The sequence below is a fragment of the Acetobacterium wieringae genome (assembly GCF_026646375.1).
In the GTDB taxonomy this organism is placed as follows: Bacteria; Bacillota; Clostridia; order Eubacteriales; family Eubacteriaceae; genus Acetobacterium; species Acetobacterium wieringae_A.
Map to the genome: position 1 here is coordinate 1 of NZ_JAIPPU010000010.1, position 17,954 is coordinate 17,954.

A 17,954-nucleotide genomic window follows, 5' to 3' on the forward strand; every position below is an offset into this window, starting at 1 on the left:
ATTTTTGCTGTTAATGAATTGATGGAAAATTCAGTTATTCGAAATTTTCGAATAACTGGATCAGATGGCAAAAGCTACAATACCAAGCATTATAACTTATCGGCGATTATTGCGGTTGGTTATAAAGTGAATTCTGAAAAGGCCGTCCAATTTCGGAAATGGGCAACTGAAATCGTCAGGGAATTTACCATCAAAGCTTATGTGATGGACGATGAACGGTTAAAAAATAATGGAACAATTTTAACGAAGGATTACTTCGAAGAGCAATTAGAGCGGATTCGCGAAATTCGCTTGAGCGAAAGACGGTTTTACCAGAAAATTACCGATATTTATGCCACCAGTCTTGATTATGACAGAAGTGCTGCCACGACCAAACGCTTTTTCGCCACCGTTCAAAATAAACTTCATTGGGCGATTCATCAGGAAACAGCAGCCGAGACTGTTTATAACCGGGCGGATTGCGAAAAAGAAAATATGGGTTTGATGTCCTGGAAAGATGCACCGGCTGGCAAGATTCAAAAGTTTGATGTGGTGGTAGCCAAAAATTATCTGACCGAAAAAGAAATGAACCAGCTGGCTCGCCTGGTTAATAGTTATTTGGATCTGGCAGAAGATTTTGCCCGCCGGGAAATTCCGATGACAATGAGCGATTGGGAAGAACGGCTAAACGCATTTTTAAAACTTACCGATCGTGAGGTGCTTAATGATGCCGGGAAAATTTCGGCGGCCATTGCTAAGAATAAAGCGCTGGCAGAATTTGAAAAGTTCCGGGTGAAGCAGGACTTAACTTACCAGTCGGATTTTGATCGCTTGATTGAAGGTGTCGAAAACAACTGACCCTTCCTGTCAAACTGACCATTACCAAAGAGAACGTATGTCGAAACCATAAAAGTTTAACATTACAAACAAAAAAGGGAGACATTATGAGTTTATCAGAAACCTTCACCGAGGCCTTTCTGGAAGAGGCCGCCATCGAAATACTCACCAGTCTGGGCTACAGCTACGCCTTTGGCCCGGATATTTCCCCCGGTGGGGCGGCCCCCGAACGGCAGGATCACCGGGATGTCCTTCTTTCTGAGCGCATCCGGGAGGCCCTTTTTAGCATCAACCGCGATTTGCCCAAAGAGGCTCTGGATGAAGCCTTTCGCCAGGTCATCAGCTTAAACAGCCCGATGCTGTCTGAAAACAACCGCCAGTTTCACCGGCTCTTAACAGAGGGCATCGAGGTCTCCTTTATGGAAGCCGGCCATCTTCGTACCAAGCGGGCCTTTCTGATCAACTACGACGAGCCCGATAAAAACGATTTTCTGGTGGTCAATCAGTTTACCATCATTGAGCATGAAAACCGCCGCCCGGATCTGATCCTCTTTGTCAACGGTCTGCCCTTGGTGGTGGTGGAGCTAAAGTCAGCCAGTGACGAAAACGTCGGTATCAGCAGCGCCTACAATCAGATTCAGACCTACAAAAAAGACATTCCCGCCCTTTTTGTTTACAACGCCTTCTGTATCCTTACCGACGGCATCAATGCCCGGGCCGGCACCTTAACGGCCAGCGAAGAACGCTTCATGAACTGGCGGACAGTGGACGGGGTGGACATTGCCCCCAAAAATCATCCCCAGTATGAGGTTCTCTTTAAGGGGATGCTGGCCCCCGGCCGGATTCTGGAGCTGATCCGGGATTTTATCCTGTTTCAGGAATCCAAACAGGCCGATACTGACGAAACCGGCAAAAAACACGGCGAGACCAAAGCCATCGTCAAGATACTGGCGGCCTATCATCAGTATTTTGCCGCCAAAAAAGCCCTCGAAAAAACCCGGGCGGCTGTTAGCGAAACAGGCGACCGCAAAATCGGGGTGATCTGGCATACTCAGGGGTCAGGGAAGAGCTTTTCCATGGTTTTCTACACCGCCGGACTGGTCCGGACGTTAAACAACCCCACGGTGGTGGTGATTACCGACCGCAACGATCTCGATGATCAGCTTTATGCCACCTTTGCAAAATCCCGGGATATTTTAAGGCAGACCCCGGTTCAGGCCGATGTCCGCCGCCTTAGCGACAGCCAGAAAGCCCAGGCCGCCTGCGGGGTGATGGTCAACGGCTTGTATGAACTGTTAAACGAGCGGGAATCCGGGGGGATCATTTTTACCACCATCCAGAAATTCACCCCGGAATCCGGGGAAATGCCGATCCTCACCGATCGCAGCAACGTCATCATCATTGCCGATGAGGCCCACCGCAGCCAGTACGGCCTGAGTGCCAAAACCGATCTGGGCTCCGGGGCGGTTAAATACGGCTACGCCAAATATCTTAGGGATGCCCTTCCCAACGCCTCCTTTATCGGCTTTACCGGCACCCCCATCGATCTGGCGGACCGCTCCACCACGTCGGTTTTCGGGGAGTGTATCGATACCTACGATATGACCCGGGCGGTGGAGGACGAGGCGACGGTGCGGATTTATTACGAAAACCGGATCATCCGTCTGGATACCGATGAGAACGCGCTCGCAAAAATCGACGCCGATTTTGAGGCCATCACCGAAGGCCAGGAGGACAGTGTCCGGGATAAAAACCGGGCCCGCTGGACCCGGCTGGAAGCGGTGGTGGGTTCCCCCAACCGGATCAGAAAGCTGGCTGAGGACATTGTCGCCCACTACGAAGCCAAGGCCCGGGTGATTTCCGGCAAGGCCATGGTGGTGTGCATGAGCAGACTGATCTGTGTCGATTTGTATAACGCCATTATTGCCCTGCGGCCGGACTGGCACAGCGATGACGTCGATGCCGGTAAAATAAAAGTGGTGATCACCGGCAGCGCCGCCGACCCCGAAAAGCTCCAGCCCCATATCGGCGGCAAGCAGCGCCGGGACATTCTGGCCCGGCGGATGAAGGATGATCAGGATGACCTTAAAATTGTCCTGGTCCGGGACATGTGGCTGACCGGCTTTGATGTGCCGTCGCTGCATACCATGTACATCGATAAACCGATGCAGGGCCACAGTCTGATGCAGGCCATTGCCCGGGTTAACCGTGTCTTTAAGGAAAAGTCCGGCGGTGTGGTGGTGGACTATCTGGGGATTCTGGAAAGTCTCAAAAGCGCCCTCAAACAGTACACCAGCAGCGATCGGGGCAATACCGGGGTGGATGTGACCGTGGCGGCCTCAATCATGCAGGAAAAGCTGGAGATCCTCCGGGGCATCCTCCATGGTTTTGATTATCGGGGCTATTTCGGGGACTCCCAGGTCGAGCGCCTGCGGGTGATCATCGGCGGTATGGATTTTATCCTCGGAAAACCCGAGAACGAACAGAAGGATTTTAAGAAAACAGTCATTGAGCTGGCTAAAGCCCATTCTCTTTGTGCGGCTACCGAAGTGGGGAAGGCCCTGGCCCTGGAAGTCAGCTATTTTAAGGCGGTCAAGGCCAGTCTGGTCAAAATCAGCGATCCGGAAACACCACCCAAACCCCAGTGGGAAGTGGATGCCCGGCTGCGGCAGCTGCTGGAACGCTCGATAATTTCCGAGGATGTCATCGATGTCTTTGATGTGCTGGGGATCAAACGGCCGGATATTGCCATTTTGTCCGAAGAGTTTCTAAATGAGATCCGGGAGATGAAGGAGAAAAACCTCGCCCGGGAAATGCTCAAAAAGCTGTTGGAAGGGAAGATCAAGGCCCTGGAGCGCAGCAATCTGGTGAAGGCCGAGACTTTTTCTGAAAAGCTCACCCAGGCCTTAAACCGCTACCGCAATCAGGCCATTACCAATGCCGAAGTCATTGAAGAGCTGATCCGGATGGCTCATGAAATTGCCCGGATGAAGGCTTCCCAGGCCAGTCTGGGCTTAAACGACGATGAGATCGCCTTCTACGATGCCCTGACAGCGGATGACATTGTCCGGGAATTTATGGAGGATGCGACCTTAAAAACCATTGCCCAGGAGCTGACCATTGCCATTCGCAACAACATCACTATTGACTGGAGCATCAGAAAGAGTGCCCAGGCCAGCATGCGCAAAATCATCAAACGGCTATTGAAGAAATACAAGTATCCCCCGGAACAGGCCGATAAAGCCTTAAAAATCGTCATGCGCCAGGCTGAAAAAATGTGCGAAAACGTGGTCCATGAGGGCTTCTGGTATGAGAAGGTCGCCGAGGAGAAAGCGGAATATCGGGTGGAGCGGTGATTGGTAGGGCAAGTCATTTAAAGAGAAAAGCCATGGCATCAAGTATGTTATAAAACATAGAACTATATAAAAAACATCATTGCAATAAATAATAAAGTCTGTACAATAACCAACCTCAAAGCAATTATTTACACTTAAAACAGAAAGGAACAATCTATGCAAAAATCAATCACTTATCTTTATCCGGATGCTGATAACGCCGCAAATCTAAAAATGTACCAGGATCGGACAAATCAGATCAAAGCCTTTTACTTTACCAAAGAAAGCTATAAAAAGGTTTATGAACTTCCGTATGCCCTTAATTATGCCATTTACTTTCTGTTTAATGACAGTGAAGATGAGAATCTTGTTTACATTGGGCAGTCTGTTAATGGCATTCAGCGGATTGAAGAACATGTTAAAGGTAAAGATTTTTGGTCCTATGCCATTCTTTTTGTGACTGACAATAACAGTTTTGACAAACTATCGATTGATTATTTGGAATATGATTTTATACAGAAATTCAAAGAAAGCAGCTATGTTTTAACCAATAAAGATCTCAGACCTAATCGACCCAACATCAGTGTTTATGACCTGCCAAATCTGGAATCGTTTATAAATCAGATTGTTTTTTTACTTAGTGCAGAAGGCGTTGACCTCGATGAAGTAAAAACCGCACCGGAAAAAGTCAAATATTATTATCCATCCCCCAAGCATCACGCAAAATTGTTTGTGCAGGACGGAAAATTTGTTTTAGTATCGGGCAGCGTGATTAGAAGACCGCCAGAATCAACCAAAGAATGGAAAAACAGCAGGCGTTTTGACAGGGGAAATGAAATTATAGACAGCTATATCGCAAACGAGAAGGTTAAAGAAATCGATGGGAAATTAATTACTCAGGTGAATATGGCGTTCAAGTCGCCATCAGCACCGGCAGATCTGATTACTGGACAGTCCGAAAATGGTTGGAAATTTTTCAAGGGGTTGGACGAGCTTAGAAACAAGTAGGGCGAAATTCCTGGCAGCTTTTTTAGTTCCGTCAAGACCCGTTTAATGTCCCACTGGCCCCAAAAACCAAAACATCAGAGCGTCACTTTAAATCAAAACCCAGCGGGATGACTTGGCTAATGATCGACTAAATCTATTTGCCATTTTTTGCAAAATATTACTGACACAGCCCAATTTAACAGGCACCCAGGCAGCACTTAACTGAGGCTTTGCCTGTCGGATAAAAAATACGGAGGATTACAAATGATGACAGAAAATGAATTAAAAACCTATACCCAATTGATGAAAACCCGGTTTATGGAAGATCCGGGGGTGATCTTTCAGATTAACGGTCTGGATCGTGCCGATTTGTTGATTGAAGCCCAGTTCGAAGGGCAAATCCAGGCCTTTATGGCAGAAAACGCCGTCCAGGTACTGGCTGATGGTCAGGGGCTGCTGATTGGTTACGCAACCAGAGAGTGGCCCGAAGAACGGCTGACCGGAGTGATGCAGCAATCCGCCCAAAAATTACTGGCAGTCGTCAATCAGGACGAATTGCAGGTGCTTTCCGATCGGGCCAACCGTCAGGCTCAGATCATCCCGTCGAATTGGCATCTCGCCTATGGTGCCACAGACGTTTATCATCTGCTGGTCATTGCCACGGACAGATCCGCGCGCGGCACTGGGGCCTTCAGAAAACTGCTGACACCGGTGCTTAAAAAATGTGCCGCAGCTCAGGAGCCAATCGTCCTTGAGACCTTTAACCCCGACAACCTGCCGATTTATGAACACTTTGGATTTCAGTTGATGGAATCGCATCACTCCGAAGAAATTGGCTTGACCTGTTACTGCATGATGCGTTCATCGGCAAACTAAAACGAGTCCGCTGACAAGATGTGGAGCGTGAGTTAGTATTTATGTTGGTGCGATAATTCTTTTGTGGTCATCAAAACAGATCACGGTATCAGACTCAGCTTAACGTAAAGAAAGCTGGAGATTTGAGCGCTCCAACAGTTAAACACTTGTATGCGGGGCTGTTGGCTGCCATTTAAAGTATTTTATAATGTGATCATTCGGAAGTCACGGACGACAGTGATCCGTTTAAAGCCCTGCTGATAGCGGCAGATGTGTTTGGATGAAGGGTCTCTTGACGTTTTTAGTTGTGATACTATTTGCCGACAATCTCGCTGATTTTGGCATAGAGATCATTTTCGTCTTTCATCATATGCCCCTGAGGAAAAACGGTGGTCAGATAATGTTGGGCAAACGGAAAACAACAGGCTTCAAAAGGTTTCATCTGAGAGTTGATAAAGCCAAAATCAAGTTGCCTGATCTCAATTTGATCGGCTTGAATATGCTGGGCGCACTTCATTTCCATCGGGTCAAAGATCAGTCCAAAGGGATCATTGCCGTTGTTGTCCAGCTCGCCGGCATAATCAATGGACAAATTTCCTTCTATCCAGAGGCGCTGATTCAGAAAAATACAATTATACTGATTAATATCAATGATCAAATCCATTCTGGTGCGGTTATTCTGGCTTTCAATATCACAGATCAGCTTGCCGTTATAGCTGGTGGTAAAAATCGATTTCTGTAAGGTGGCGGGCAGAAACCCTTGCCCCGGATCATAGTGAAACGTATTGGATTCGTAGTCACAGATCAACCAGGAAATTAAATTGGTCGTTTTGTTTCTGGCAATCACATAAAGCTCATAACGGGAACCCCAAAAAACACTGGTATGAACATTAAAACACCCGATAATTGCGCAAAGCTTTTTATCAGAATGCTCGAAGATGGAAATCGGTTCAAGCTCGTAGCTATCTGGCAGGTAGACGCTAACCTGTTCCGGGGTAATCTCGTAGGCTAAAAAAAGACTGTATGGTTCAACAACGAAGCCCATGTATTGATTCGGTTTGGTGTTTTGACGGATAATAAAATTTTGGATAAATTTAGGCAATTTCATCAGTTTTTGAGCATTACTGAAGGTCGTCGCGATTCCCTCCGGGGTAATCTTTTTTTCGGTTTCCTTGATAAACTCGATAATTTCCTTGTTCATTGCCAACCCTCGTTTTCTCTGTATTTTGGCTCTATTGTACTATAATGCCAGGGTGAATAAAACCCCAAAGGATAAAAAACCCGGGGAAGGGTCGCTAATCCGCATTGGTCAAGGCCTCGATGTCTAACGGCAGGTGCATTACAAATTTGCTGCCTTTTCCTGGGGTCGATTCCACTTCAATTTTACCGCCGATCTTTTCCAGATTTTCGTTGACCACATACAGTCCAATGCCATCACCGGGAATATCCCGGGCATTTTCACCCCGAAAATAGACGTCAAAAATTTTGTCTTTGTCAGCAGCAGCAATGCCGTTTCCGGTATCCTCAACAACCAGCGTCAGGGTATTATCCTGGCTGAAATAATGAAGTCGGACCTTGCCGCCGGACGCGGTAAATTTGTAGGCATTGGTTAACAGATTGTAGATCACCTGGCTTAATTTATACCGATCAGTTGTTAAGGTAAGCTTCTGATGATTTAGTAGTTTTAGTTCAACGTCCTTTTTCTCAAACTGAATTTTTAGGCCGCCGATGATCTGTTTAATCAGTTGGCTGATTTCTACCGCTTCAAAATTGACAGGATCGAGTTCTTTCTGGGCGTCAATCATATTGCTCATGTTGCTGATGATTGCGGTAAGATGCTCAATTTGGCTCTCACAAACGCCGATTTCTTCAGGAGTTAAGTCAAGGATTCCGTCCTGAAAGCCTTCCAGATGGGTTTTTAAAATGGTTAGGGGAGTTCGGGTCTGATGAACCAGCTCATCGATCAGTTTTTTGCGACTGGTCTGTTTCATTTTCAGTCGGGCATTTAAGGTGTCCAGACTGTGTTGGATGGTACGGATTTCCTTGACCCGGGATTTAGGGATTTCGCCGGGATTTCCCAGATCAATGTCAATGGCCTGCTGGGCGGTAAGTCTTAAATCCCTGCTCATGCGCCGGCTGATAAAAAGACCGATGACAAAGATCAAAGCGAAGACCAACCCCAATGAGATAAAACCGCTATAAGCCAAAGAGACCATGAATTTTCGGGCTTCTTGTGAATCCCGGATGGCGCTGTAACGGGTAATATAAAGTTCACCAATTTCAGTACCGTTGGCCATAATTTTGCGGGTGTCGACCTCTTCCGCCTGGGTGTTAGTCATTCGTCCCATCATGCCGCCCATCATCGGCATTGAGGTCGTACTGACCGACCCCAGCAGATTACCGTTCTGGTCGTAAAGCTTAATCGTTTTGATGGGGTCACTTAAATGGGATTCCAGCTGCATATTGATCTGCTGCTGGGAATAGCCATTATCCAGGAGCACTTGCTGGGAGAAGGCTTCCAGCTGGGAAACATGGGTATCATAATTTTCGGTGGAGTAATCAATAAAGGTGCGATTGATTAAAAGACCAAACATAATCGAATTGATTACAACGGATAAGACAACCGATAAAAGCAGGACGGTCATCCACTGCCTGCGGATACTCATCATTTTGCACCGCCAAAAACATAGCCGGCCCCATATTTGGTTCGAAGAATCTGGGGATCGCGGGGATTTATCTCGATTTTCTGACGGATCCGTTTGATATAGCTGTCAATATTCCGATCATAGCCCTCATAATCGGCACCGTAAGCCAATTCAATCAGTTGCTCCCGGGATAAAACCTGGCCCTGATTTTTAAATAGCGCCAGCAGCAGGCTGTATTCGGCAGTGGTGATAAGAATCTCTTTGTCCCCGCGAAACAGCTTCATACTGCCAGTATGCAGACTAAGCTCGTCACAGCGAAGAATCAGCTCATCAACCTCATGGTAGACCCGTTTTAACAGGCGCTTGATGCGCAGCATCAGTTCTCTGGCACTAAACGGCTTGCTCACATAATCATCAGCGCCGTTTTTAAAGCCCTTGATGCGGTCAACTTCCTCCTGTTTGGCAGTCAGCATAATAATCGGAATCTCCGAAACTTTGCGGATCGCCGCCAGGACCTCAAATCCGTCAATTCCCGGCATCATCACATCCAGGAGCACCAGATGGATAGTCTGACGATTAAATAGGCTCAGGGCCTCAAAGCCGTCCGAGGCAAGATGGACATCATAGCCTTCACTGGTCAGATATTTTTTTACAATGCTTTGAATCTCCTGCTGATCTTCAACGACCAGAATCTGATAGTTCACCTTGCCACCTCGCTTTTTTTATTCGATCTGTAATATAAATATCCCCCACCTAAGCTTATTTAAAACAAGGTGAGGGATCTTTTGTGAATTGAACACCGTCAGACAACGCAGATTTCTTTGACCGGGTCGTTTGGACCAGCGGTACGTCCTAATCATATTTTACCTTAGCTTCTTAAAACCTCAAGCATTTTTTTATACTGGTCTTCATCGATCTCACCGTCAATGTAGCGCTGTTTGAGTAACGTCAGCGACTGATCCGGTTTGGGGCTTTCTTTACAGCAGCCGCCATTATTTCTAAAGACCAGATAGATGATCAGGATGATAATCAATAACCCCAACAAACCCATCTTTACTCACTCCTTTTTAATCAGTAGTCATCGGCATCATAGCAGCCGGCACCGCCGCCCATCATGCCACCGCGTCCAAAGCCGCCCATCATTCCGAAATAACCGTCCTGCTGACGTTCAACCATATTGTCCAGCCGGGCCAAGGCCAGATCGGCCTGTTCCTGGGTCATCAGACCATCTGCCACAAATTTGGCAATGCTTTCTTTTCGCTGCGTGATCATCTGGTTAAAGGAATCGGTTAAATCGGTTTTTTGTTGTTCGGTTAAGGTGCTGCTATCAACCCGAAAACCACATAATCCGCGAAAATTTTGCGCCGCCTGTGAATCCGATGTCGCTGCAAAAACCCCTGTTGGAACAATGACCAACAGCAAAACCGCCAGAATCATTAATACTTTTTTCATGATACTCATCCTTTCTTTTCTTATTTCTTGATAGGATCATCATACGCTTAAAATATGGCACAAATATGATTAAAACCGTTTGTTCGAAACAAATATTTTTTTAAGTAAGCGCTGGTGGTTGTTCCGATAAATTAAGAAAACTAAAAAAAGCGCGCAAGTCCTCCAGATTGGTATAACCTTTGGCAATCCTATCTTTTACCAGTTTTGCTGACAAAAGGTAAGTAAACGTGTATAATTAACAAATAAACTCTGGAGCAGATCCCGTTAAAACCGCACAAACATCAAAAAAGACACCGCGGAAGTGATTGAGGTTGATCCCGAAGCGTTTAAAAAAATGATACAAAAGAGGAAATAAATATGTCATACATAAAAAAACACCAAACAGGAAAATCCGCCGTACTGCTGTCGTTGATGCTGCTGTCGGTATTTTTCTTTTCCGCTTGCAGCACCCTTAATAACCCCAATCGGCCGGATTTTGAGGGGTATACCTGGATTGACGTCGATGGTGGTGATCTGTCGGGCCAACGGCTACCCAATGTGGTGGTTGATATTGGTTTTGGTGATCGTGACTATTATGCCTTTACCAATGAATATGGGCAACTGGTCAAGGTGACAGCAAAAGAAATTATTTTACAGGATGAAGATAAGGAACCGGTTTTGGCATCGGGCCGCTATTATCCCGATGAGGCCAAAATCCCCGGTACCGAAAGTCCTACCCTGGATGAAGGCCACGTCATTGCCGATTCCCTCGGCGGGGTCTCCAATGCCTATAACATCACCCCCCAGGAGAGCACCCTGAATCGCGACGGGAATCAGGCTTACATGGAAAAGGTGATTCGTGATGCCGGTGGCTGCAGTGATTTTACCGCGGTGATCACCTATCCCTCAACCACCACCCAGATCCCCAGTCATTACAGTTATACCTATACGCTAAAGGGAACGGTCATCCATGATCAATTTGATAATGTCAATCCCGATGACGTCAATCAGGGGCTGGGTCTCACGTCGCAAAATGGGGGAGCCGCCAGCGGTGTCAGCATTAGCGCCCTCGATAAAAAGGCCGAATACATCGTTATTAAGAATGCCGGCACCAATCCGGTTGATCTGACCGGCTGGAAAATCGTATCCGTTACCGGGAACCAGACCTTTACCTTTCCGGCCTTTAGTTTAGCCGCCGGCGCCGAGGTGAAAGTAGGCGATTCTGCCACCAATTCCGGCATCGATTTTCATTGGCTCGATGGCGGCGGTACCTGGAATAACAGCAAGAGCGACCCGGCCGAGTTATACGACAACAGCGGGAAACTGGTGGATCGTTACGATAATTAATACTAAAGGAGAAGCGCCCATGAACATTCTTACAATCCCAGCCGGTTCCAATTGTTACCTGATTTCCCAGGGTGAACACCACCTGATGATTGACGCCGGTGCCCCGGGAATGGGGGATAAAATCGAAAAAACCCTGGCCCGGCACCAGATTGCCATGGAAAAAATCAGTTATCTGGTACTGACTCATGGCCATAGCGATCATATCGGCAGTGCGGCTGTCTTTCAGAAAAAATATGGCATTCCCATTGTCATCCATCAAAACGATGTCAATATGATTGACAACCCTTTGTCCCAGCCGATGCAGGCCACTCATCCCATCGGCAGAATGATTACATGGCTGGGGAAGGGCACCATGAAACGGAATCCGCCCCAACGCTTCACGCCGGATCTGCTCATCACCGGGCCCCAAACTAACCGGCTGGGTTTTGGTGAAACCATCCATCCGCTGCCGGGACATACCCGGGGCTCCATGGTGCTCACCTTTCCCAGCGGCGAATTATTTGTCGGCGACATCTTTATGAATATGCTAAGCCCCCAACCGGCGTATCTGTGGGAAGATCACGCTGCTTTGCAAAAGAGTATTTTGGCGGTGCAGCAACTGCCTGCAAAAACTATTTACTATGGACATGGACGCCCGACCCCGGCAAGCAGAATTGCCCAGTAGCAGTCGCCACAAAAACAGTGCCTGATAAAGGATGAGCATATTTTTTATGGGCAAAAAAGTAAGGTTACCCCGGAAAAAAAACTTTAAGTGGTAGAAATCATTTAAAATAGCCTCGATTCAGCTTGCAATCAAGACCGGTAGGGTTTTAGAGATCGGGATAAAAATGCGAATGGCGTATCGTTTAGTGGCCAGAGTCCGCGCAGACGAGTATTTTTTCGAGAACTGACAAATAGCAGCGTTTTTTGGGTATAAAAAGTCATACAGAAAATAATTATCCAAGGAGGAAAAGAATGAAACGATTATTGTCGCTGTTTCTGATCGCCAGTCTGTTGCTGCTGTCAAGTCCGACGGTCTGGGCCGAGAACCCCGTTCATGAACCCATCACCGAGGAACTCATCTTGCTGGTGGAGCATAACCCCGAGCTGGAAAGCCTCTTGCAGCAATCAATTGATCAGGCTAAAATGGTTAATCCGGACACGAATTCCAATCCGGTTCAGTCGCTGGATGCTTTTTACGACTATATTGACTGGGCTGCCAAAGCGATGCCCTGGACCATCCTGCCCAATGTCGGCGATACCTATCCGGCCCTCTACGATCAGATTGATCAGAGTTTGGACTATTTTTATTTCATCACCGATCAGCCCCTGGATGAGCTTAAAGATATGGGGTACTACAACAATTCGCTGCAATATCATGAACCCTATCGTTCCTGGATGATCAAGTTTACCAAAGAGTGGGGCGAATACCTGAGCACCCCGGCATCCTGGAATGACAGCTATTATCAAATTGCCTATAACAATCCCGATTTCGGATTGCAGAAGGGCTGGTATGAAGACCCCTCCAACTGGAAGAGTTTCAATGATTTTTTCAGCCGATATCTGGTGTCGCCATCTGTCCGTCCAATTGCTTCCCCTGATGACGATGCGGTCGTGGTGGCCCCAGCCGATTCGGTACCGCAAGGGGTCTGGCAGATCGACGGGGATTCCCGGGTTATTGGGGAGGGAGTAAAGATTAAATCCCAGACCTTTGATTCGATTCCGGCCTTGCTGGGAGCTGGCACTGCCTATGGAGATGCCTTTGCCGGTGGGGTGCTGACCCATACTTTTTTGAATGTTCAGGATTATCACCGTTTCCACTTCCCGGTGGGCGGAACCATTTTAGAGGTTCGCACGATTTATCAGGACGATGCCGTTGGTGGCATTACCTATTGGGATGAGCAGGCCAAGCGCTACATGCTTAATGAAGGGGGCTATGGCTGGCAGGCGGTGGAAACCCGTGGCTGTGTGATTATGGAAACCACCGACTACGGGCTGGTAGCCTTGCTGCCGGTGGGGATGTCCCAGGTTTCGTCAGTTTTGTTTGAGGACAATATCAAGCCCGGTACAGTTGTAGAAAAAGGGGATATGCTGGGTTATTTTCTCTTTGGCGGATCGGACTATGTGATGATCTTCCAAAACGGTGCCGGCTTTGAACTGACCGCCGCCAAAAACAGCGATGGCAATGGCTATGCCCACCTGCTGATGGGCGAAGCCTATGGTGTCATGACTGGCAACCCGACGGCCTATGCCGATCCGGCCATCTGGGAAAATACCATCGCCGTGGTGCTGCTGCTCGTGCTGCTTGGCGGTGTCGCTATGGTTGGCCGAAAAAGCGTCTAATTAATGCAACCAAATTTTAAGCCGCAAAAAACTGCTGCTGATCTCGGGCTTGTCATTTAAAGCTCGAAATCAGCAGTTATTCTGCCTGTTTTGACTGGAACGGCTGTAAAAAAGCAATCGTGTCCTGTAAGGTTTCACGCAGCTCCCGGGTCGTGTAACCCAGGGCGTCATCGGCTTTCTGGTGCGAAAAGTTGGCATTGCTGCCAAGGGTATAAAGGGAGTAGCGGGTGTAGAGCGGTTTTTGTTTTCTTAATTGATACCATCGCTCAGCCAACGGCGCGGTCATCAGGGCAAACCAGCGGGGTAGCACGGTTTTTAAATGTTTTTTACCGCTTATCTCAGCCAACAGAGCAAGCAGTTCCTCAACCGCAACATAGCGGTTCGACAAAATATAACATGCCCCGTTACGGCCCCTGTCGACGGCGGCAAGAACCCCTTTTGAGACGTCCCGGACATCTACAAAATCATAGCCGCCGCGAATAAAGGCGGTCAGCCGCCCTTCCAGAAAATCCAGGACCAGCTGCTTAAAGTGCCCCTGGCCATAATCGTTGGGGCCGCCAATCCCCGAGGGGTGAATGACCACACAGTCGAGACCGGCCATAACGCTGTCGAGCACCAGTTGGGTGGCCTCCGCTTTGGTTTTGGCATATAAACCCACCACAGCATCGGGATCAAAGTGGCTGACTTCCTGAATCACCTGATTATCCGGCAGTTCGGGAATAGCATGGACAGAACTGATATATATCAGCCGTTTGATGCGATATTTCTGACAGAGCTTGATCACATTTAAGGTGCCCTGGACATTGACGGCATACACCTGGGGATCAAACTTTGTGGCAATTGAGACAATTCCGGCGGTATGAATGGCAATCGTTTCATAGTCCGCGGTACCCGCAAATAGCGGCTCGAGCCCGGATAATGAACAGATGTCACCCGGCACGATCTCAAGCGCCAGACCGTCCAAAGCAGGGGATGAATCACCAGGTATGACCAGTCCACGAACCATTTCACTCTGTTGGCACAGATCGCGGATAATGGTGTTGCCCAGATGACCGGTAGCCCCAGTGACAAGATATAATCGTTTCATGCGGATTTCCTCGTTTTTTTGATAGATACCCTGATTGAATGGCGCTAATCTCTAGTATGCCTTGCAAAAATGATAAAGTCGTTTAAACCTCAAAAAAAAGAAATCGAAACGTGCTTCGATTTCTTTTTTAGGTTGGCGCGGAATTTCTTTAGCATGCAACGTCATAAAGCTCCGCTTTGAGGTTTTCAAGATTCTGATCATTCAGACGTAAAGCGGCTTGACGGCCATCAGATACATATAACTTAAGTTTTTTCTTATCCGCAGAAAGTTGATATTCCAGTTTTAAAAAATTAGCAATATTGGGGTTAAACGACTCGAAATCGTCAGCTGAAAGCTCGTCAAGGTTGAGGACCACTTTTTTCGATTTAATAATCACCCGGTCTCTGGTATAATCAAAGACAAAGGGGATCTTTATATAGCGGTTAAACAGATAAAAGGCGCTTGTTCCCAAAACCCGATCATTCTCCTGATCATTCTGATACGCAATAACACATTCATCAGCTTGATGCTCAACAAAGCCGGGTAATAAAATCGCATAGCCATAATTTCCGAAACGCTCTTTAAATTTCAGCAGAGATTCTTTTCCCGGCTGGTCGGTGGTCATTTTTTTGAATTCGGATTTGGTGACATGATAGGTGATTATGATAAAATACAAAAGAACCGGCAGAAACTCAAGCTGGGCACTGACATAGGTTTTTAAATAGTAATTAAGCCCCAAACTGAGTATGAAAAGAAAAGTGAAAAAGGTCACGCGGATTGCGAGTGGTTTAAGGACGACATTATTTTTTTCAAAATACGCTTTCATGATTGATCTCCCAAAATTTGAATTTTTATAATGATGAAACCCATAATGATTCGTTATTATATCACCAAATTTTAACCTTTTCAAATGAAAACGGCGCTCAGAATTTTTAGTGCGACGGTTATAAAGAAAGATTTAAATAAAAAGCAAACCTTAACGACAAGAATAATTTATTAATTTAAACAATTGGAGATACCCGTGACAGATAAAAAATCAATACGTGCCGACTATCTGACCATTTTTAAAAAAGCCTATACTCTGATGGATGAAGCGGTCATCGACGGTAATTGTGGAGAATCGTGCGATTATCATTGTTGCCGCCGTTTTGATGACGACGGTAAGCGCCTTGGCATGTATTTATTACCGCTGGAATATGAATACATGCAGGCCAAAGTTGCGACCAACTACGAACTGCACACGCACAAGCTCTACAATTTACCTCCTAAAATTAAAAAATCATATTACATCTATTGCCATCTGGAGAGTGGTTGCCTACGGGATTATCGTCCCATCCAATGCCGAACCTACCCCTTTGAACCTCATCTCGAAAACGGGGCGCTCTCCCTGGTAATCGAAAAAGAGCAGATACATGATTGTCCACTGATAACACATCGCTCCGAATGGCGCCAAGCTTTTATCGATGGTGTTTATAATGGATGGCTGGAACTAATCAAGATCCCTATCATTCAGTATCACATTAAGTATTATTCAAAAGAACGCGTCGCCATGGATAACCTGATGATACATGATCCATCCGATGGATTTATGGCACTGCAAAGATGAAATAAACGGATTCAATCACTAATTTCGCCACTCTGATGGAGACTTTTTTGGGGATTCGGTACCCGGTACCAGACTCGACTTAACTGATCTGTCTCAAAAACGTGGTTGTTATTTCACAAATCAGTGTGATGGGAAGATGCATCATCTGCTATAGGGATAACCGTTTCATTGGTCAATTTTTAGCTCTCAGTGTCAGGAATAATATTGAGTGCGATTAAGTTTGTATGTTATAATTATAAATGTTTGAAATTATATCATCAATAATGATGGATTTCAAACAGCTTTATGCTAAATCAAATGCGAGGAGAGTACAAGGTGGAAGAAATTTTGGAACAGGCAAATAAACTTCAGAACGAGTTAACAGAGATAAGACATCATATTCATCGTCATCCAGAGCTGGGATTAGAGACCGTTAAAACAGCAGATTTTGTAATTGAAAAACTAAAAGACATGGGATACGAACCCAAGCGTATTGGTGGAAATGGTGTGATCGCAACAGTCGGTAAACAAACGGGAAAGTGTTTTCTAATTCGGGGTGACATGGATGCGTTGCCCATTGAAGAACAGGCTGATGTTGATTATAAATCAGAAGTTCCTGGGAGAATGCATGCCTGTGGGCATGATATGCATACGACGATGCTACTCGGCGCCGCCAAGCTTTTAAAAGAAAACGAAGAGCAAATAAATGGCATCGTGAAACTCTTGTTTCAGCCGGGAGAAGAAATAATGAATGGTGCAAAATCAATGATCGAAGCGGGTGTTCTGGAAAACCCCAAAGTTGATGGCGCATTTATGTTTCACGTTGTCAGCGGTTTTCCGGTTCCCACCGGGAATATTATTTGTCCTGAACCAGGAAACAGGGCATCATCAAACGATGCCTTTGAAATACACATCCAGGGCAAAGGGGGACATGGTGCTATGCCAGAAAAATCAGTTGACCCGATTAATGTAGCTGTCAAAGTCTATGAGGCGATTCAAGCAATGCAGTGCCGGGAGTTGCCGAGCAGTCAGGATGTAACGATCAGCCTATGTCAGATTGAAGCGGGATCAGCATTTAACATCATACCCGATACGGCAATTATGCGGGGAACCCTGCGGACATTTGATGAAAGCACGAGAAATTATGTTCTTAAGAGAATGGCTGAATTAGCTGACGGCATTGCTACGTTATATCATGCCAGTGCCACAGCTAATTCGACTGAAGGCTCGCCGACATTTCATGTTGATGGCTCTGTGGTGATTCCGGTTAGAAAGGCTCTGGAAAAAGTTTTCGGCGATACAGTTGTTGATTTCGAGCAAGCGATTGGCGTTAAAAGTATGCCGGGCTCAGAGGATTTTGCTTATATTGCCCAAAAGGTTCCAGGCGCTTTCTTTTTTATTTCTTCTGGTAATTCGGAAGATGGCTACAAATACTCCATGCATCATCCCAAGGTGCGTTGCAGTGATGAAATCTTGTATCGCGGTGCAGCTGCCTACGCAATTGCGGCCATGGCCTGGTTGGATCACAATAATTAATGCTTGGTGTTTATAGGCCAGTGAACTTG

At 46.6% G+C, this 17,954-nt stretch carries 16 protein-coding genes; 9 read left to right on the forward strand and 7 right to left on the reverse strand.

Going from position 1 to position 17,954, the window contains the following annotated elements; all coding sequences use genetic code 11:
• From Q7P33_RS10070 to Q7P33_RS10085, 4 genes are all read left to right on the forward strand, one after another.
• The coding region (locus Q7P33_RS10070; RefSeq protein ID WP_303869973.1) for a virulence RhuM family protein at positions 1-837 on the forward strand (837 nt) is incomplete at its 5' end.
• 86 nt (positions 838-923) lie between these two features.
• On the forward strand, positions 924-4,172 hold the full coding sequence (locus Q7P33_RS10075) for a type I restriction endonuclease subunit R (protein WP_303869976.1): 3,249 nt from the start codon (positions 924-926) through the stop codon (positions 4,170-4,172).
• A 156-nt stretch (positions 4,173-4,328) separates the two neighbouring features.
• Positions 4,329-5,159 carry a GIY-YIG nuclease family protein gene (locus Q7P33_RS10080; protein ID WP_303869979.1) on the forward strand — a complete coding sequence of 277 codons (831 nt, stop codon included), beginning with the start codon at positions 4,329-4,331 and terminating at the stop codon, positions 5,157-5,159.
• A gap of 243 nt (positions 5,160-5,402) precedes the next feature.
• Positions 5,403-6,014, forward strand: a complete 612-nt coding sequence (locus tag Q7P33_RS10085) for a GNAT family N-acetyltransferase (protein ID WP_303869981.1) — start codon at positions 5,403-5,405, stop codon at positions 6,012-6,014.
• 292 nt (positions 6,015-6,306) lie between these two features.
• On the opposite strand, the gene Q7P33_RS10090 is transcribed toward Q7P33_RS10085, so the two are convergent.
• The 5 genes from Q7P33_RS10090 to Q7P33_RS10110 all read right to left on the reverse strand — a co-directional run bounded on the left by Q7P33_RS10090 (position 6,307) and on the right by Q7P33_RS10110 (position 10,090).
• The gene (locus tag Q7P33_RS10090) at positions 6,307-7,194 is read right to left on the reverse strand and encodes a hypothetical protein (protein ID WP_303869983.1); all 888 of its coding nucleotides are present in this window, start codon (positions 7,192-7,194) and stop codon (positions 6,307-6,309) included.
• 94 nt (positions 7,195-7,288) lie between these two features.
• Complete coding sequence (locus tag Q7P33_RS10095) at positions 7,289-8,662, reverse strand: HAMP domain-containing sensor histidine kinase (protein WP_303869986.1); 1,374 nt, start codon at positions 8,660-8,662, stop codon at positions 7,289-7,291.
• Entirely contained in the window at positions 8,659-9,342 is a 684-nt protein-coding gene (locus Q7P33_RS10100) for a response regulator transcription factor (RefSeq protein WP_303869989.1), read from the reverse strand. Before Q7P33_RS10100 ends, Q7P33_RS10095 begins: the two co-directional genes overlap by 4 nt.
• 164 nt (positions 9,343-9,506) lie before the next feature.
• Complete coding sequence (locus Q7P33_RS10105; RefSeq protein WP_303869991.1) at positions 9,507-9,689, reverse strand: hypothetical protein; 183 nt, start codon at positions 9,687-9,689, stop codon at positions 9,507-9,509.
• 20 nt (positions 9,690-9,709) lie between these two features.
• The gene (locus tag Q7P33_RS10110) at positions 9,710-10,090 is read right to left on the reverse strand and encodes a DUF2680 domain-containing protein (RefSeq protein ID WP_303869994.1); all 381 of its coding nucleotides are present in this window, start codon (positions 10,088-10,090) and stop codon (positions 9,710-9,712) included.
• 357 nt (positions 10,091-10,447) lie between these two features.
• Between Q7P33_RS10110 and Q7P33_RS10115 the strand changes: the two genes are divergently transcribed.
• The 3 genes from Q7P33_RS10115 (at position 10,448) to Q7P33_RS10125 (ending at position 13,738) form a co-directional block, all read left to right on the forward strand.
• Positions 10,448-11,416: a lamin tail domain-containing protein gene (locus tag Q7P33_RS10115; RefSeq protein WP_303869997.1), complete on the forward strand. Its 969-nt coding sequence runs from the start codon at positions 10,448-10,450 to the stop codon at positions 11,414-11,416.
• 19 nt (positions 11,417-11,435) lie between these two features.
• Positions 11,436-12,080, forward strand: a complete 645-nt coding sequence (locus Q7P33_RS10120; RefSeq protein ID WP_303869999.1) for an MBL fold metallo-hydrolase — start codon at positions 11,436-11,438, stop codon at positions 12,078-12,080.
• 290 nt (positions 12,081-12,370) lie between these two features.
• Positions 12,371-13,738 carry a phosphatidylserine decarboxylase gene (locus Q7P33_RS10125; RefSeq protein WP_303870001.1) on the forward strand — a complete coding sequence of 456 codons (1,368 nt, stop codon included), beginning with the start codon at positions 12,371-12,373 and terminating at the stop codon, positions 13,736-13,738.
• Between the two features lie 76 nt (positions 13,739-13,814).
• Here the strand turns inward: Q7P33_RS10125 and Q7P33_RS10130 are convergent, their stop codons facing one another.
• Both Q7P33_RS10130 and Q7P33_RS10135 read right to left on the reverse strand, forming a co-directional pair.
• Positions 13,815-14,825 (reverse strand): NAD-dependent epimerase/dehydratase family protein, encoded by a 1,011-nt coding sequence (locus Q7P33_RS10130; RefSeq protein ID WP_303870002.1) that lies wholly within the window; start codon positions 14,823-14,825, stop codon positions 13,815-13,817.
• Between the two features lie 148 nt (positions 14,826-14,973).
• Complete coding sequence (locus tag Q7P33_RS10135; RefSeq protein ID WP_303870005.1) at positions 14,974-15,630, reverse strand: hypothetical protein; 657 nt, start codon at positions 15,628-15,630, stop codon at positions 14,974-14,976.
• A 183-nt stretch (positions 15,631-15,813) separates the two neighbouring features.
• Here Q7P33_RS10135 and Q7P33_RS10140 point away from each other — a divergent pair, with 183 nt between their 5' ends.
• A complete protein-coding gene (locus Q7P33_RS10140) occupies positions 15,814-16,410 on the forward strand; it encodes a hypothetical protein (RefSeq protein ID WP_303870006.1) in 597 nt (198 codons plus the stop codon).
• Between the two features lie 315 nt (positions 16,411-16,725).
• On the forward strand, positions 16,726-17,925 hold the full coding sequence (locus tag Q7P33_RS10145) for a M20 family metallopeptidase (protein ID WP_303870008.1): 1,200 nt from the start codon (positions 16,726-16,728) through the stop codon (positions 17,923-17,925).
• Positions 17,926-17,954 lie beyond the last annotated feature (29 nt).

Coding starts and splice junctions, on each gene's coding strand:
- Q7P33_RS10090 (WP_303869983.1), bottom strand. CDS start 7,194: ATGAACAAGGAAATTATCGAGTTTATCAAGGAAACCGAAAAAAAGATT.
- Q7P33_RS10075 (WP_303869976.1), top strand. CDS start 924: ATGAGTTTATCAGAAACCTTCACCGAGGCCTTTCTGGAAGAGGCCGCC.
- Q7P33_RS10135 (WP_303870005.1), bottom strand. CDS start 15,630: ATGAAAGCGTATTTTGAAAAAAATAATGTCGTCCTTAAACCACTCGCA.
- Q7P33_RS10110 (WP_303869994.1), bottom strand. CDS start 10,090: ATGAAAAAAGTATTAATGATTCTGGCGGTTTTGCTGTTGGTCATTGTT.
- Q7P33_RS10115 (WP_303869997.1), top strand. CDS start 10,448: ATGTCATACATAAAAAAACACCAAACAGGAAAATCCGCCGTACTGCTG.
- Q7P33_RS10085 (WP_303869981.1), top strand. CDS start 5,403: ATGATGACAGAAAATGAATTAAAAACCTATACCCAATTGATGAAAACC.
- Q7P33_RS10105 (WP_303869991.1), bottom strand. CDS start 9,689: ATGGGTTTGTTGGGGTTATTGATTATCATCCTGATCATCTATCTGGTC.
- Q7P33_RS10120 (WP_303869999.1), top strand. CDS start 11,436: ATGAACATTCTTACAATCCCAGCCGGTTCCAATTGTTACCTGATTTCC.
- Q7P33_RS10130 (WP_303870002.1), bottom strand. CDS start 14,825: ATGAAACGATTATATCTTGTCACTGGGGCTACCGGTCATCTGGGCAAC.
- Q7P33_RS10095 (WP_303869986.1), bottom strand. CDS start 8,662: ATGATGAGTATCCGCAGGCAGTGGATGACCGTCCTGCTTTTATCGGTT.
- Q7P33_RS10080 (WP_303869979.1), top strand. CDS start 4,329: ATGCAAAAATCAATCACTTATCTTTATCCGGATGCTGATAACGCCGCA.
- Q7P33_RS10125 (WP_303870001.1), top strand. CDS start 12,371: ATGAAACGATTATTGTCGCTGTTTCTGATCGCCAGTCTGTTGCTGCTG.